Below are 13071 nucleotides of genomic sequence, written 5' to 3'. Positions count from 1 at the left end.
GACGTCGCTACCGGGACTCGCTCATGGCCGATGGGCCGACGCCGGTCCCGTTCCGCCCCCGACTCGGGCCCGAAGTGCCCTGGTGGCGGCGCTACTTGGCGTCGCTCGTCGGCGTCGAGTCGACCGTTGGGGCGGAGCGTGCGGCGGACGCGCCGGTGCGGGAGACCGGGTTCGTGGTGCTGCGCCCGATGGTGCAGCTGAAGATGGCTGCCTGGGTGGGCCCGCGCGGAAGGGTGGAGGTGGCACGTCGGCGGCGCGTTCGGCTGACGCCCGGGCTGGCTTTCGCCGCGGCCGCTGCCACCGTGCTCGCCGGTGTCGTTCTGTTCGTCCCGCACGGTACCGACCGCGATCCGGCAGTGCCGCCCCCGGCGCCCTCGTCGTCCGCTTCCCACGGTGCCGCACCGGCGGGCTGCGGCGAGGCGCGGCGGGCGCTGGACGCGTACCGGGCAGCTTCGGCGTCAGCGTCGGCGTCGGCGTCGGCGGGGACGGGAAGCGCGGGGCAGGCCGCCTCGGCGCGGGCGGCGAACATCGCTTTGCAGTCCGCGAGTTCGGAGGCGGCCCCGTATGTCCGGACGGTGATCCTCAGGCTGGCGGACGAGTTCCGGGAACTGAGCCTCCGCCTGGACGGCACGGCGAGCGGCGATCCCGGGCAGGCGGTGGCGGACATCGAAGCCGACACCACGCTGCTCGAATACCGGTGCGCGGAGAGCCTGTTCGGTTCGCCCTGACCTTCGGCGTCCAGGGTCGAGCAATCCGGAGGAGGAAAGCGGAAGTTGACGATCCGTTCGGGCCGCGGATTGTCAGCGGCGGATGGGAGGGTGCTCGGATGGACACCCGCCTGCACGCCATCGCCGAGTACTGGAACGACGCCGCTCCCGCCTTCGACCACGAGCCTGATCACGGACTGGGGGCCGAGGCCACCCGACAGGCCTGGGTACGGCGGGTGGCCGAGTGGGTGCCGGGCGGGCCGCTGGACGTGCTGGACGCCGGGTGCGGGACGGGGTCGCTGTCGCGGCTGCTGGCGGAGGCCGGGCACCGGGTGACGGGGGTGGACCTGGCGGCCGAAATGGTGGAGCGGGCCCGGGCGAAGCTGGCCGGGGCGGGGCTTGCCGGGCGGTTCATGGTGGGGGACGCCTCGCGGCCGCCCGTCGGAGCCGAACGGTTCGACGCCGTGCTCTGCCGGCACCTGCTGTGGACGCTGCCCGACCCGGAGGCGGCGCTGCGGCACTGGACCACCCTGCTGCGCCCGGGCGGCCGGCTGGTGCTGATCGAGGGCCGGTGGCGCGAGGCGGGCGCGGAGTCGGAGCCGTACGCGGAGGGCGTGGGCGAGCTGCCGTGGGCGGGTGGTGCGAGCGCGGAACAACTTGCCCGTGCGGTACGGCCGTTGGTGCGTGAACTGCGGGTGGAGCCGCTGTCGCAGGACGCCGAACTGTGGGGCGGCCCGGTGTCGGACGAGCGGTACGCGGTGCTGGCGACCGTCTGAGGCGGGGCCCCGGTCAGGGCGACCGTGCTGGAGTGGGGTCAGCCGGCGGCGCGCCGGTCGTCGGCGACCACGCCCAGCCAGACCTGGGCGGCGTCGTCCAGCGGGACGTCGAGCGCGGCGCACAGGCCGACCACGGTGCCGAAGCCGGGGCTGGGGAGACGGCCCATCTCGATCTTGCGGAGGGTCTCGGGGGAGATGCCGGCGCTCTGGGCGACGGCGACCGGGTCGCGGCCGGCCCTGGTTTCGCGGAACAGCGCGCCCAGGCGCCGGCCGGCTTCGATCTGCTCGGGGGTGAGGGGGATTCGCACCATGCCGCCACGCTACCGATCGCGGTGGCCCGCCGTCGCCCCGCCCGGGAGCCCGGCAAGATCCGGAAGAGAGGGCCTATCGCACCGGCAGCTCGGGTTCGTCGTCCTGCCGGGGGCCGAGGATGCGGCGGTCTGCGGCGTCGATCCGGACGTCGTCGATGCTGGCCTCGCGCCGCCGCATCAGCCCGGTCGGGTCGAACTCCCACAGCTCGTTGCCGTGGCTGCGCCACCACTGGCCTTCGTCGTCGTGCCACTCGTACTGGAAGCGGACGGCGATCCGGTCGCCGTCGAACGCCCACAGGTTCTTGCGCAGGGCGTATTCGTGTTCGCGGGCCCACTTGGCGGTGAGGAAGGCGATGATCTCGGGGCGGCCGGTGAGGAAGGTGTCGCGGTTGCGCCACACCGAGTCGGGTGTGTAGGCGAGGGCGACGCGCTGCGGGTCGCGGCTGTTCCAGGCGTCCTCGGCGGCCCGGACCTTGGCGAGCGCGCTGTCGCGGGTGAACGGCGGGTAGGGCGGGCGGTCCTCGGTCATGGTGGGCCCCTCGTTCGGAAGGTGGAGAACGGCCGTTCTCCATCGGCGTCGGACGCTAGGCTAGGGAACGACCGTTCTCCACGTCAATCCCCCGCAGGAGTGCGCCGATGCCCGCCCCGCTCACCGAAGAGCAGACCCGGCAGGACCACGAGAAGCTGCTGGACGCCGCCGAAGCGCTGTTCTACGAGAAGGGCATCCGCGCGGTCGGCATGGACGAGGTGCGGGCCGCCTCGGGGCTGCCCCTCAAGCGCATCTACCGCCTCCACCCCACCAAGGACGACCTGGTGGTGGCCGTGCTGCGCCGCCGTGACCTGCGCTGGCGGGGCGGGCTCACCGCCGCCGCCGAGGCGCACGCCGAGCCGCGGGCCCGGCTGCTGGCCGCGTTCGACTGGCTGGCCGACTGGTGTGCCGAGCCGGGCTTCCGGGGCTGCGCCTGGATCAACGCGTTCGGCGAGATGGGTCCGGCCTCGCCGGCCGTGCTCGAGGAGGTCCGCTCCCACAAGGACGCCTTCCATCGGCAGCTGGCCGACTGGTGCGCCGCCGCCGGCCTCGCCGAGCCCGCGCCCGTCCAGCTGCTCGCCGAGGGCGCCATCGTCACCGCCGCGATCGCCGATACCGACGCCCCGGCCCGACAGGCGCGCGCCGCCGTCGAGGCGATGCTGGGGAGCGGGCCCGGCGGCAGCTGAAGTGGGCGGTATTTAAATACCGTTCTGCTGCTAGGGTGTCCCCGTCCCGCCGGTATTCAAATACCGGCAGCCTCGGAGCGGGCGGCGCGCTGCCGCTGTGCAGGGAGCGTGTCGTGATCGAGTACAAGACCCCACAGGCCATCGAGAAGATGGCCGTCACCGGCCGGTTCGTCGCCGAGACACTGGCCGAACTGTCCGCGATGGTCGAGCCCGGCCGCCAGGTGATGGACCTGGAGCACCAGGCCAGGAAGCTGATCGAGAAGCGCGGCGCGGTCTCCTGCTACTGGGACTACGCGCCGTCGTTCGGCCGCGGCCCGTTCCGCAACGTGATCTGCCTGTCCGTGAACGACGCGGTGCTGCACGGGCAGCCCCACCCCTATGTGCTGCGCGACGGCGACGTGATCAGCCTGGACTTCGCGGTGTCGATCGACGGCTGGGTCGCCGACTCCGCCGTCACCGTCATCGCGGGCACGGCCGCCGAGCAGGACGTCCGCCTGATCGACTCCACCCGGGCCGCCCTGGACGCGGCGATCGCCGCCGCGGTGCCCGGCAACCGCACGGGCGACCTGTCGGCGGCCATCGCCAAGGTCGGCCACGCGGCCGGCTACCGGATCAACACCGACTTCGGCGGTCACGGTCTGGGCCGCACCATGCACGAGGACCCGCACATCGCCAACGTCGGACGGGCGGGGCGCGGCCTGGAACTGCGTCCCGGGCTGACGCTGGCGCTCGAGCCGTGGTGGTGCACCGGAACGGCGGAGCTGCGGGTGGACCGGGACGGCTGGACGCTGCGCTCGGCGGACGGCTCGCGCGGCGCGCACTCCGAGCACACCGTGGCGATCACCGAGGACGGGCCGCGGGTGCTCACCGTGCTCTCCTGAGCCGCGCTGTCTGAGGCGCACCGCCCTGAGGCGCACCGCCCTGAGGCGCATCGCCCTGAGGCGCCGATTTCGCCACGGTCGGTGCCCGGCGAGTGAGCGGACCGTGACCGTTGTGGCCCGGCCCACCGCCGGAAGGGCGGGCGATCGGCAGTCGGTCGCCGGTCGACTGCGCGGCGTGTGCGGTGCGCCGGTGGGGGAGGCCGAAAGCCGGTGAGGCCGGTCACAAGGCGGGCCGGCCGGGCCCGGAAAATCGCGGGCCGACGGGCCGCGGAAGCCTGATTTACCGCCGGTAATGCGGCTCTGACCTGCACAGACCTTCGAATGCTTGGACATCGGCCGGAACGCCCGTAGCTTCGTAACCAGTGCAGGGCGCACTACCCGGGATCACCCGACATCAACGCCCCGGAGCGGCCACCGAGTCGCACCGCACGGGCAGGGTGACCGCGACGGAGAGCAGGTCGGTCAACCGACCGCACCGTCCGATCAACAAGCGTGAAGCAGCAGGCCCGCCAGGGCCCTGGTTCCGCCTTGCCTGCCCGGGGCAGCCGAAAGGATTCGCATGATCTTCCGTAACGAGACCGCCACCGCCACGACCGCCGCCACCACCGCCGAGAAGGGCAGCCGTACCCGCAAGCGCGTCCGTGCCGCCATCGTGGCGGGTGCCGCAGTGGCCGTTCTGCCGGTGGCCGGACTCGTCACGGCGACCGGGGCCCACGCCGCCGACGCGTCCACCTGGGACAAGGTCGCCCAGTGCGAGTCGACCGGCAACTGGGCGATCAACTCCGGCAACGGCTTCTACGGCGGTCTGCAGTTCACCAACTCCACGTGGGCCGCGTTCGGTGGCACCGCGTACGCCCCGCAGGCCAACCTGGCCACCAAGGCGCAGCAGATCTCCGTCGCCGAGAAGGTGCTCGCCTCCCAGGGCCCCGGCGCCTGGCCGGTCTGCTCGGTCGTCGCCGGTCTGGCCAAGTAATACGGTCTGACCAAGTAATACGGTCTGACCAAGTAATACGGTCACCCGCTGACCGGTCCGCCCCGGCGGACCAGCCGTACACGCCGACGGCCGCCCCTCACCTCGGGAGGGAGCGGCCGTCGGCGTGTCCGCGTTTCCGGGGACGCGGCGGGTCCGCGGTCTCCTGGGGCGCCGATCAGTCGAACCAGTCGGGCTCGGCGGCGTCGATCAGTTCGCGCAGCGTCGGCCGGTCGTGGAACGCGCCGGACAGCAGCGCGCCGAGTTCGCGCAGCGCCGCCGCGTCCTCGCCGTACGCCACGAACATGCCGGCCTCCGGGTCGTAGCCGAACCGGCCCTCCAAGTGCGGCGCGCGCGAACGCACCGCGGAACGGGCCACCGCCTCCCAGCTGTAGCCGCCGTTCGGCTGCCCGGCGGCCTCGAACACCTCGTCCACCGCGACCATCCGATCGTCCGACAGCAGCAGGCAGTACGAGCCGGGCCGGTGGTCGTACTCGAAGAACCGCAGGGGGGCATACATCTCACGATCAGTCATGGCCCGGACGGTACCGGCGGCCACCGACACCCGGGAGACGGATCAGAACGGGTCCGGCACCGCGTTGTCGTTCTCGTCGTAGAAGGTGGTGCGCTCCAGCACGCCGGGCAGCGTGTGGATCAGGTACATCTCCCAGTCGGTGACGCCCGGGGCGCGTTCCCAGGTGGCGGCGTAGGCGGGGATCCGGCCGTTGGCGTCGAACGGGAAGGTGCGCATGCCGTCCTCGTACGCGCGGCCGCGGGCCAGCACGTTGGGCAGGTCGGCCTTGCTGAGGTCCTTCAGTGAGACGTGGATCCGGTAGTTCGGGTCCTCGAGCCGGCCGATCAGCTCCCGGCGCAGCTGGGCCTTGGTGAGGTCCATCAGGTGCTCGTAGCCGTACCGTTCGGCGAACGGCTGCACCCGGCCGGCCAGTCCGAGCGCGAGGTTGCGGGGCGGCGGGACGGCGGACGCGGGTGTCGGGGCCTCGACCTCGTCGGTGCCGCTGATCACGGCCCGCTTGCCGTTCACCAGCGTGACCGCCGCGCCGCCGGTGTTGAGGGTGTCGTCGAACGCGCGCTCGGCGGCGGTCGGTGGCCGGGACGGGTCGCGCAGCGACAGGCCGCGGTAGGTGCCGTCGCCCTGGGTGGCCAGGGCGTCGAAACGGCGGGTCGGCCCGGCCGTGCCCGCGTTCGCCATCGCGAACTTGGTCAGCGCGCCGGGGGACAGCACAGCGTCGACCGGCCGGGGGTCGACCGTGACGCCGTGCCGGCCGGCGTACGAGTCGAACGGCCCGCGACGCAGCGCGCCGGAGGCCCGGTCGCCGCCGTCGGTGCGGGTGGCCGTGACGGCCGGCCGGGCGCGGTCGACGGCGGTGCCCGGGTGGGTGGCGGCGGGCGGGGTGGCGAGCCGGGCGAGCAACTCGGTGGCCATCTGGTCCACCAGGTAGCCGCGGGCGCTCTGCAAGGTGCTGCGCTTGGAATCCAGTTCGCCTTTGCGCTTGTCCAGGTCCGCCTGCCCGGACTTGATCGCTTCGCCTTCGTCCGCGATCTTGTTGGCCTTGTCCTTGAGCTGTTTCTGTTCGGAATTGATCGCATCGGCTTCGGCGTTCAGCGCATCCGCGACGGACGGCGGCGCACCGTTCGGGTACTGCGCGACCACCTCGTTGTGCTGCCGGATCTTCTCGTCGTTGGCGTCGAGCGCGTCGAGCACCGCCTTCGACTGCTCGTTGTACGCGCTGGTCCGCCGGTCCAGGTCGGCCTGCTGCCCGTCCAGGCTCTGCTGGGTCGGCAGCTCGGCCAACTGGCGGTTGAACGTGGTGAGCTGGTTGTTGAGGGTGGGGGAGTAGGCGCTGCTCGGGGCGACCGGCTCGATCGCGGCCGCGCCGTCCGAGGAGGCCGCGCCGTCCGAGGGCGCCGCGCCGGCCGGCAGCGCGAGGGCGAACAGGGCGGCCGTGCAGGCCAGTGCGAGGGACGCCAACTTCCGCAGCCGGCCCGTCACTTGGCGCGCTCCGCCATCCGGTCGGCCAGCGCGCGGGCGGCCGGGCGGCCGTCACCGGCCTGGCAGACCGCCGACTGGAGCACGGTCGACCCGGCCAGCCGGGCCTCCCGGTAGCACGCCCAGCCGTCGCCGTGGTCCTGGGTGGCCGTCCAGGTCAGCGCGGTGTCGGTGGCGCTGTCCACCCGGTACGTCCAGCGCGAGGCGTTCGCGCCGGAGGCGTCCCGGACGGCGGCGGTGCACGCCTTGAGCCCGTCGGCGAGCGTGCCGAACACCTCCGACGCCAGGTCGGCGGTGGCGTACCGGCCGACGGTCTGGGTGGCGGTGTGGTCCGCCGACGCGGCGGAGTCCTGCTGCGCCACCGACACGAACGCCGTCCAACCCCCTTGGTAGACAACGGTGGTGGTCGGTCCGACCGCCACCGAACAGCCCGGCGGGTCGGCCGGCAGCGGGGGCGCCGGTTCACTCGCCCGGGTCTGCTCGTTCAGCGTGCTGCCGACTGCCTTGCTGACCTCGTCCGCGGGCAGCACCACCGCCTGGACCGTCCCCGCCACCACCCGCGGCGAGGCGTCGTTCGCGCGCCACAGCCACCACGCCACGCCGGCCGCCACCGCGACCAGCAGCGCCGCGCCGGCCCCGATCAGCCGCCACCGCCCGGACCGGCCGGGCGCCTTCGCCTCGCTCCCACTGCTCATCGGACTGCTCATGGGCTCTCCCAAGTTCCTCGACGGCCGGCACCGCCGGGCGGCGGCGCCGGAAGGAAATCAGGTGCGGCCGGTGACCCGGCCGTCGCCAACAGTGTCCGGTCAACTGCGGTGAAAGCGAAGCGATTTGAGCGAATGCGACGTTTCCGTCGGGCGGCTGTGGGAGGCTACCGCCGCTCCTCGGGCCCCTCCTCGTCGCCGCCTTTCTCCGGCTCGGGCTTCGGCTCGGGCACAGGTTCGGTCTCCTCCGGCTCCGGTTCGGGCGCGACGAACTCGACCGCCACGCGCTGCTCGGGGCGGCGTTCCTCCTGGAGGGCCAGCGACTCCAGCACGTCCCGGTCAGGTCCGGTCAGCGGCGGCTGGAGCAGCGAGCGCGGCCACAGCCGGCGGGCCAGCACCACGTTCGTCTCGGACGCGTACACGGTGATCTGGGACGCCAGGTAGAGCCAGGACAGCAGGCCGATGACCGTCGCGAAGAAGCCGTACACGGCGGTGGCGTGCCGCAGTTGATGCGCCACCAGCACCGCGCCGAACGCCTGCAGCACGGTGAACAGCGGGCCCGCGAGCAGGCTGCCCGGCAGCAGACGGCGGGTCGGCACCTCCTTCGGCGTGAGGATCCGCAGGCAGGCCACGAACACCGCGGTGTTCAGCACCGCCGACAGCAGCAGCCCGCCGACCCGGGCGAGCGTGCCCGCCAGCGTGGTGCCGACCAGCGCCGCAGCGGCCGTGGTCACCACCAGTCCGATGCCCAGCGCGCCGAACAGTGCCAGGCTGCGGGCCAGCCGCGGCCAGTAGCCGGGCCGCCGCACGCCCGGGACGTTCCACACCTCGGCCATCGTGTGCTGCAGCACCTGCGCGATGCCCAGCGCGCCGTACAGCAGGCCGAGGATGCCGATCACCAGCGCCAGCCCGCTGCCCTGCACCGAGTGCACGTTCTCCCGCAACTGGTCGCCGATGATCGGAAAATCGGCCAGCGCGGAGTTGACCACCGCCTCCTGCGCCTCCGGATGACCGTGCAGCACGAAGCCCAGCACGGTGGAGAGCAGGAGCAGCAGCGGGATCAGCGACACGAAACCGTAGTAGGTGATCAGCGCGGCCAGCAGCCCGCCCCGGTCGTCGCCGTACTTCTTGATCACGCCGAACACCGCGGCCGGCGGCCGGTGCCGCTGCTGGGTGCGGTCGACGGCACGCAGCGCGCGTTCGATCGGATTCACGGGCAGTCCTTCCTGCTTGCCGGTCGGCACCCCCGCACCTATCGCGGACCGGTACGGACCGTCACCCACCGGCGGGCCGCGCTCCCCCGAACGGGGGAGCCAAGTCCCCTGTCCGGGGGAATCGACCCACCCCCGGCGATTGGGATCGTCGGAGCCATGACGACACCGAACCTCCCGGCAAGCACCCACCGGGGCCGCCTGCGGACGCTCATCTGCGCCGGAACGATCGCCGCCACGCTGCCCTACCTGACGCTGAAGGCCGCCTGGGTCGCGGGCAGCAGCATCGGCGTGCACGGCGACGGCATGCACAGCGGCGCCATGATCGGCGCCAACCTGGCGACCCTCGGCATGGACGCGATCGCGGCCGCCCTCGCACTCGCCCTGGCCCGCCCCTGGGGACGGCGGATCCCCGGCTGGCTGCTGATCCTGCCGATGTGGGTGGCCACCGGCCTGCTCGCACCGATCGCCCTGGTGGTACCCGTCGCGGCCGTGGTCGGCGCGCTCACCGACGGCTTCTCCTCCTCCGGCAACCCGGGCCAGGACTTCATCGACGGCTGGGTGTACGCCGTCGTCTACGGCGGGTTCGGCCTCCAGGCTGTCGGACTGGTCGCCGGGTTCGTGCTGCACGCCCGGGAACGCTGGGCCGGCGTCTTCGCGCTGCGCCTGCGCGACCTGCCTGTCGGCCCGGCCGCCGGGGCGCGCCGGCTGATCGCGGCCGGGGTCGCCGCGTTCGGCCTGATCCCGGTGGGCATCCAGCTGTCCTGGGCGTTCGGCAGCCACGCCCTTCGCCCCGGCGACACCCGCACGGCGAGCCAGTCCCTGATCATCGACAGCGGGTACGCCCTGATCATCCTGGCCGGCCTGATCGCCATGCTGGCGGTGACCCGGCAGCGACCGGACGGCCGGCCCGCCCTCCGGCTGCTGGTCACGGCCTGGGTGGGCACCGGGACGGCCTTCGGCTGGGGGCTCTTCTGGCTGATCTCCTCGTCCCTCAGCACCCCGCTGAACAAGGGCGACGACATGCGCGGCCTGGCACTCGTCGGCGGGTTCCAGACGCTGGCGGGCGCGGTGCTCGCCACCGTGCTGGCCCTGATGGTGGTCCAGGCCGCCGCACCGGCCGGGCAGGGGGCGTCCGAGGACGGCGGCGACCGGAGTGGGATGATCCCGGCGTGACGCTACGGGGGGAGGTCCGCCGGGCCGCCCGGGCCCTGATCGGCCGGGCGGCCCTGCGGCGCTGGGCGCTGCTGATCCTGGGCGGCGCGATGATGACGCCGTTCTGCTTCGTGACCAACATCGCCCTCGGACTCGTCCTCGAACCGATAGCCCCGGCCACCTCGCTGCTCCGGTCACTGGTGTTCCAGATCGTCGCCTACCTGGCCGCGCTGCCACTGGTCGCCGCCACCGCCGCGACCCTCCCCTCCGTCCGGCAACTCGAGTCGGCGATCGTCCGGACCCTGCTCCCGGTCGGCCCCTGGGGCGAGCGCCCGGACGACCGGACGGCCTCGCGCGGACGGACCACCGCCTGGGCCGTCCTGCACCTCGGACTCGGCGCGCCCGTCGCCGGGGCCACGCTGGCCGTCCCGCCCGCCGTCGTGGTGCTGCTGACCGTCCGCCCGTTCCTGGACTCGCCCCCCGGATGGCTGGGCGCCGTTCCGGCCTGGCTCGGCCCCGCCGCCGGCCTGCTGCTCGCCGTGCTGCTGCCGACGGCCGCCCGGGCGGCGGGCCTGGTACTCGAACGCTCCGCGCCCGCGCTGCTCGGACCGTCCGCCGCCGAGAAACTCGCCGAGGCCGAACGCCACAGCGCCCGCCTCGCCGAACGCAACCGCCTCGCACGGGAGTTGCACGACTCCGTCGGCCACGCACTCGGCGTGGTCACCCTGCAGGCCGCGGCCGCCGGCCGGATCCTCGACCGCGACCCGGAGTACGCCCGCCGCGCCCTCGCCGCCATCGAGGAAGCCGCCCGGTCGGCCGCCGACGAACTCGACCACGTCCTCGGCCTGCTCCGCGAGGAGAGCCCCGGCCGCACCCCCCAACCCGACCTGCGCGACATCCACCGCCTCGCCGACACCGCCCGCGCCACCGGCGCACCCGTCGCACTCACCGTCGGCGACCTCGACACCACACCCGCCGTGGTCTCCCGCGAGGCCTACCGCATCGTCCAGGAAGCCCTCACGAACGCCCTCCGCCACGCCGCCGGTTCACCCGTGGACGTGACCGTCGAGGCCGCCGCGGGCGAGCTGCGCCTGCGGATCTCCAACCCCCTGCCCGCTGCGCGCCGCCCCACCCGCCGGGGCGGCCGAGGCACCCGCGGCATCGCCGAACGCGCCCAACTCGTCGGCGGCCACGCCGAGTTCGGCCCGGTCGACGGGCACTGGCAAGTGACCGCCCGACTGCCGATCACCCTGGCCCGCCCTTTCACCGAACCACCGACCGCCCCGGAGGGGACCTGTGAGCGCTGACCCCATCCGGGTGCTGATCGCCGACGACGAACCGCTGGTCCGGTCCGGCCTGGCCGTGATCCTCTCCGCCGAACCCGACATCGAAGTGATCGGCGAGGCCGAGAGCGGCGCCCAGGCCGTCGCACTCGCCCGCACCCTGACACCCGACGTGGTGCTCACCGACGTCCGGATGCCCGCACTCGACGGCATCCAGGCCGCCCGGCGGATCCTCGACACGGTCGTCCCCGCTCCCCGGGTCGTGGTCATCACCACCTTCGAGAACGACGACAGCGTCCACGACGCGCTGCTCGCGGGGGCCGCCGGCTTCCTGCTTAAACGCTCCCGGCCGGAGGCCATCGTGCAGGCCGTCCGGCTGGCCGCGTTCGGCGACACCTTGATGTTCCCCGACTCGGTGCGCGACCTGGCACTCCGTCACCGCCGCGAGGCCACCCCGTTCGCGCACCCGCTCTCCGACCGCGAACAGGAAGTGCTGCGCCTGATGGCCGCCGGACTCGGCAACGCGGAGATCGCCAGGTCGCTGTTCCTCGGCGCGGAGACCGTCAAGACCCACGTCGCGAACATCCTCACCAAGCTCGGCGCCCGCAACCGCACCCACGCCGTGGTCATCGCCTACCGCTCCGGCTTCGTCGCCCCCTGACCGTCATCGCCTCCCCGGCGGCCGCCGACAGGACCGCCCCGAGCTCGGCGGTGAAGGTGAGCGGCCCGAGCGGCGTCCGGACGGTGGGCGCGGCGACGGGCACGCGTCGGCGGGGGAGGTGCGGCAGCAGCTCGGCGGTCATCGGCGCAGGCTGGCGGCGTGCGGTCGGCGCTGTCGCCCGGTTCCCCGGGTGTGCCGTCAGAGGTAGTCCTCCAGGCGGCCGATGGCGAAGCCCTCGGCGGTGGCGGTGTCGACGACGCGGCGCAGCATGTCGGACATGGTGCCGTTCCAGCCGGCGGCCGGGGCGCGGAAGTGGGTGAGGATGATGTCGCCGGAGTGGAGCACCTCGTCCGAGTAGCGGTACTCGAGGTGGTCGGGGAACGCCTCCTCGGTCCACAGCGCGACGGCCGTGACCCCGCAGGACGCGGCGGTGCGCAGGGCGGCGGGGGTGTATTCGCCGTACGGGGGACGGAAGAGGTAGGGGCGGGTGCCGATCTCCTCCTCCAGGCGGTCCTGCTGGTCGCAGATCTCGCGGCGGAGTGCGTCGGCGCCGAGACGGCGCAGGTCGGGGTGGTTGATGGTGTGGTTGTTGACGGACACGCCGCGGTCGTTCATGGCGCGGAAGTATCCGTAGTCGGAGCGGGCCAGGTAGTCGGAGACGAACACGGACATCGGCACGCCCAGTTCGGCGGCCATCTGGGCGAACTCCGGGTCCTTCTCGGCGCCGTCGTCCACGGTCAGGAACACCACGTTGTCCTCGGTGGGGACGCGGCGGACGACCGGCGGCAGGCCGTCGGCGAGGAGCACGTTCGGCCCCTCGGTGAGCTCCGGTTTCTCGGCGGGCGCGGCGGGCGCCGTCAGCGGAAGGGCGGCCAGGCCCCAGCGTCGGGCGGCCGTGAGCGCGGCCTCCTTCTCCCGCGACTGCCGCTCCGCTTCGGACAGTTGACCGTTCATCTCCTGTCCGGCCGCGCCCCCCGGGGCGGCGGCGGCCGGCTGGACGGCGGGCGGCGCGGCGGGGGCGGAGGCGGCGTGGGTGTCGCCGTCGTCCTGGGAGTGCAGGGCGGCGCAGCCGGTGGTGAGGGCGGCGAGCGCGGTGAGGGCGGCGAGGTGGCGGCGGTGCGAGGGCCTGCGGCCACGGTTCTTCGTCGGCATACCGGCCGATGATCCCCTTGTCGCACCATGAGTAATC

15 protein-coding genes are annotated in these 13071 nt (G+C 73.5%); 8 read left to right on the top strand and 7 right to left on the bottom strand.

Annotated features, from left to right (window positions below; genetic code table 11):
- Positions 1-95 precede the first annotated feature (95 nt).
- Both ACFYS8_RS18370 and ACFYS8_RS18365 read left to right on the top strand, forming a co-directional pair.
- Complete coding sequence (locus tag ACFYS8_RS18370; RefSeq protein ID WP_387642466.1) at positions 96-728, top strand: hypothetical protein; 633 nt, start codon at positions 96-98, stop codon at positions 726-728.
- A gap of 98 nt (positions 729-826) precedes the next feature.
- Positions 827-1483: a class I SAM-dependent methyltransferase gene (locus tag ACFYS8_RS18365; protein ID WP_387642464.1), complete on the top strand. Its 657-nt coding sequence runs from the start codon at positions 827-829 to the stop codon at positions 1481-1483.
- 38 nt (positions 1484-1521) lie between these two features.
- Here ACFYS8_RS18365 and ACFYS8_RS18360 read toward each other — a convergent pair whose 3' ends face one another.
- Positions 1522-1794, bottom strand: a complete 273-nt coding sequence (locus tag ACFYS8_RS18360; RefSeq protein ID WP_387642462.1) for a helix-turn-helix domain-containing protein — start codon at positions 1792-1794, stop codon at positions 1522-1524.
- A gap of 73 nt (positions 1795-1867) precedes the next feature.
- Positions 1868-2323: a DUF1348 family protein gene (locus ACFYS8_RS18355; protein ID WP_387642460.1), complete on the bottom strand. Its 456-nt coding sequence runs from the start codon at positions 2321-2323 to the stop codon at positions 1868-1870.
- A gap of 107 nt (positions 2324-2430) precedes the next feature.
- Here ACFYS8_RS18355 and ACFYS8_RS18350 point away from each other — a divergent pair, with 107 nt between their 5' ends.
- The 3 genes from ACFYS8_RS18350 to ACFYS8_RS18340 all read left to right on the top strand — a co-directional run bounded on the left by ACFYS8_RS18350 (position 2431) and on the right by ACFYS8_RS18340 (position 4863).
- Entirely contained in the window at positions 2431-3009 is a 579-nt protein-coding gene (locus ACFYS8_RS18350; protein ID WP_387642458.1) for a TetR/AcrR family transcriptional regulator, read from the top strand.
- A 113-nt stretch (positions 3010-3122) separates the two neighbouring features.
- Positions 3123-3890, top strand: coding sequence for a type I methionyl aminopeptidase (gene map / locus ACFYS8_RS18345; protein ID WP_387642456.1), 768 nt, complete (start codon positions 3123-3125; stop codon positions 3888-3890).
- Between the two features lie 559 nt (positions 3891-4449).
- Positions 4450-4863, top strand: a complete 414-nt coding sequence (locus ACFYS8_RS18340; protein WP_387642454.1) for a transglycosylase family protein — start codon at positions 4450-4452, stop codon at positions 4861-4863.
- Positions 4864-5038: 175 nt separating this feature from the next.
- Here the strand turns inward: ACFYS8_RS18340 and ACFYS8_RS18335 are convergent, their stop codons facing one another.
- The 4 genes from ACFYS8_RS18335 to ACFYS8_RS18320 all read right to left on the bottom strand — a co-directional run bounded on the left by ACFYS8_RS18335 (position 5039) and on the right by ACFYS8_RS18320 (position 8786).
- Complete coding sequence (locus ACFYS8_RS18335) at positions 5039-5395, bottom strand: immunity 51 family protein (RefSeq protein WP_387642452.1); 357 nt, start codon at positions 5393-5395, stop codon at positions 5039-5041.
- A gap of 42 nt (positions 5396-5437) precedes the next feature.
- Complete coding sequence (locus ACFYS8_RS18330) at positions 5438-6871, bottom strand: hypothetical protein (protein ID WP_387642450.1); 1434 nt, start codon at positions 6869-6871, stop codon at positions 5438-5440.
- On the bottom strand, positions 6868-7575 hold the full coding sequence (locus ACFYS8_RS18325; protein WP_387642448.1) for a sensor domain-containing protein: 708 nt from the start codon (positions 7573-7575) through the stop codon (positions 6868-6870). The genes ACFYS8_RS18330 and ACFYS8_RS18325 overlap by 4 nt, the downstream gene beginning before the upstream one ends.
- Positions 7576-7739: 164 nt before the next feature.
- Positions 7740-8786, bottom strand: coding sequence for a YihY/virulence factor BrkB family protein (locus ACFYS8_RS18320; protein ID WP_387642446.1), 1047 nt, complete (start codon positions 8784-8786; stop codon positions 7740-7742).
- 156 nt (positions 8787-8942) lie between these two features.
- Between ACFYS8_RS18320 and ACFYS8_RS18315 the strand changes: the two genes are divergently transcribed.
- From ACFYS8_RS18315 to ACFYS8_RS18305, 3 genes are read left to right on the top strand one after another with little or no spacing between them, the layout of a single operon-like run.
- A complete protein-coding gene (locus ACFYS8_RS18315) occupies positions 8943-9959 on the top strand; it encodes a hypothetical protein (RefSeq protein WP_387642444.1) in 1017 nt (338 codons plus the stop codon).
- Positions 9956-11245, top strand: a complete 1290-nt coding sequence (locus ACFYS8_RS18310) for a sensor histidine kinase (RefSeq protein WP_387642442.1) — start codon at positions 9956-9958, stop codon at positions 11243-11245. Before ACFYS8_RS18315 ends, ACFYS8_RS18310 begins: the two co-directional genes overlap by 4 nt.
- Complete coding sequence (locus ACFYS8_RS18305; protein ID WP_387642441.1) at positions 11235-11882, top strand: response regulator; 648 nt, start codon at positions 11235-11237, stop codon at positions 11880-11882. The genes ACFYS8_RS18310 and ACFYS8_RS18305 overlap by 11 nt, the downstream gene beginning before the upstream one ends.
- A gap of 198 nt (positions 11883-12080) precedes the next feature.
- On the opposite strand, the gene ACFYS8_RS18300 is transcribed toward ACFYS8_RS18305, so the two are convergent.
- Positions 12081-13034: a polysaccharide deacetylase family protein gene (locus tag ACFYS8_RS18300; protein WP_387642439.1), complete on the bottom strand. Its 954-nt coding sequence runs from the start codon at positions 13032-13034 to the stop codon at positions 12081-12083.
- Positions 13035-13071 lie beyond the last annotated feature (37 nt).

Origin of the sequence: Kitasatospora sp. NPDC004615 (assembly GCF_042873545.1) — a bacterium.
In the GTDB taxonomy this organism is placed as follows: Bacteria; Actinomycetota; Actinomycetes; order Streptomycetales; family Streptomycetaceae; genus Kitasatospora.
Note: the sequence above shows the minus strand (reverse complement) of the source record. Positions and strands in the feature narration are given on the sequence as shown.

Bases quoted from the DNA above. Each gene is read 5' to 3' on its own strand.
- ACFYS8_RS18365 (WP_387642464.1), top strand. From the start codon at position 827: ATGGACACCCGCCTGCACGCCATCGCCGAGTACTGGAACGACGCCGCT.
- ACFYS8_RS18360 (WP_387642462.1), bottom strand. From the start codon at position 1,794: ATGGTGCGAATCCCCCTCACCCCCGAGCAGATCGAAGCCGGCCGGCGC.
- ACFYS8_RS18355 (WP_387642460.1), bottom strand. From the start codon at position 2,323: ATGACCGAGGACCGCCCGCCCTACCCGCCGTTCACCCGCGACAGCGCG.
- ACFYS8_RS18350 (WP_387642458.1), top strand. From the start codon at position 2,431: ATGCCCGCCCCGCTCACCGAAGAGCAGACCCGGCAGGACCACGAGAAG.
- ACFYS8_RS18340 (WP_387642454.1), top strand. From the start codon at position 4,450: ATGATCTTCCGTAACGAGACCGCCACCGCCACGACCGCCGCCACCACC.
- ACFYS8_RS18335 (WP_387642452.1), bottom strand. From the start codon at position 5,395: ATGACTGATCGTGAGATGTATGCCCCCCTGCGGTTCTTCGAGTACGAC.
- ACFYS8_RS18325 (WP_387642448.1), bottom strand. From the start codon at position 7,575: ATGAGCAGTCCGATGAGCAGTGGGAGCGAGGCGAAGGCGCCCGGCCGG.
- ACFYS8_RS18315 (WP_387642444.1), top strand. From the start codon at position 8,943: ATGACGACACCGAACCTCCCGGCAAGCACCCACCGGGGCCGCCTGCGG.
- ACFYS8_RS18300 (WP_387642439.1), bottom strand. From the start codon at position 13,034: ATGCCGACGAAGAACCGTGGCCGCAGGCCCTCGCACCGCCGCCACCTC.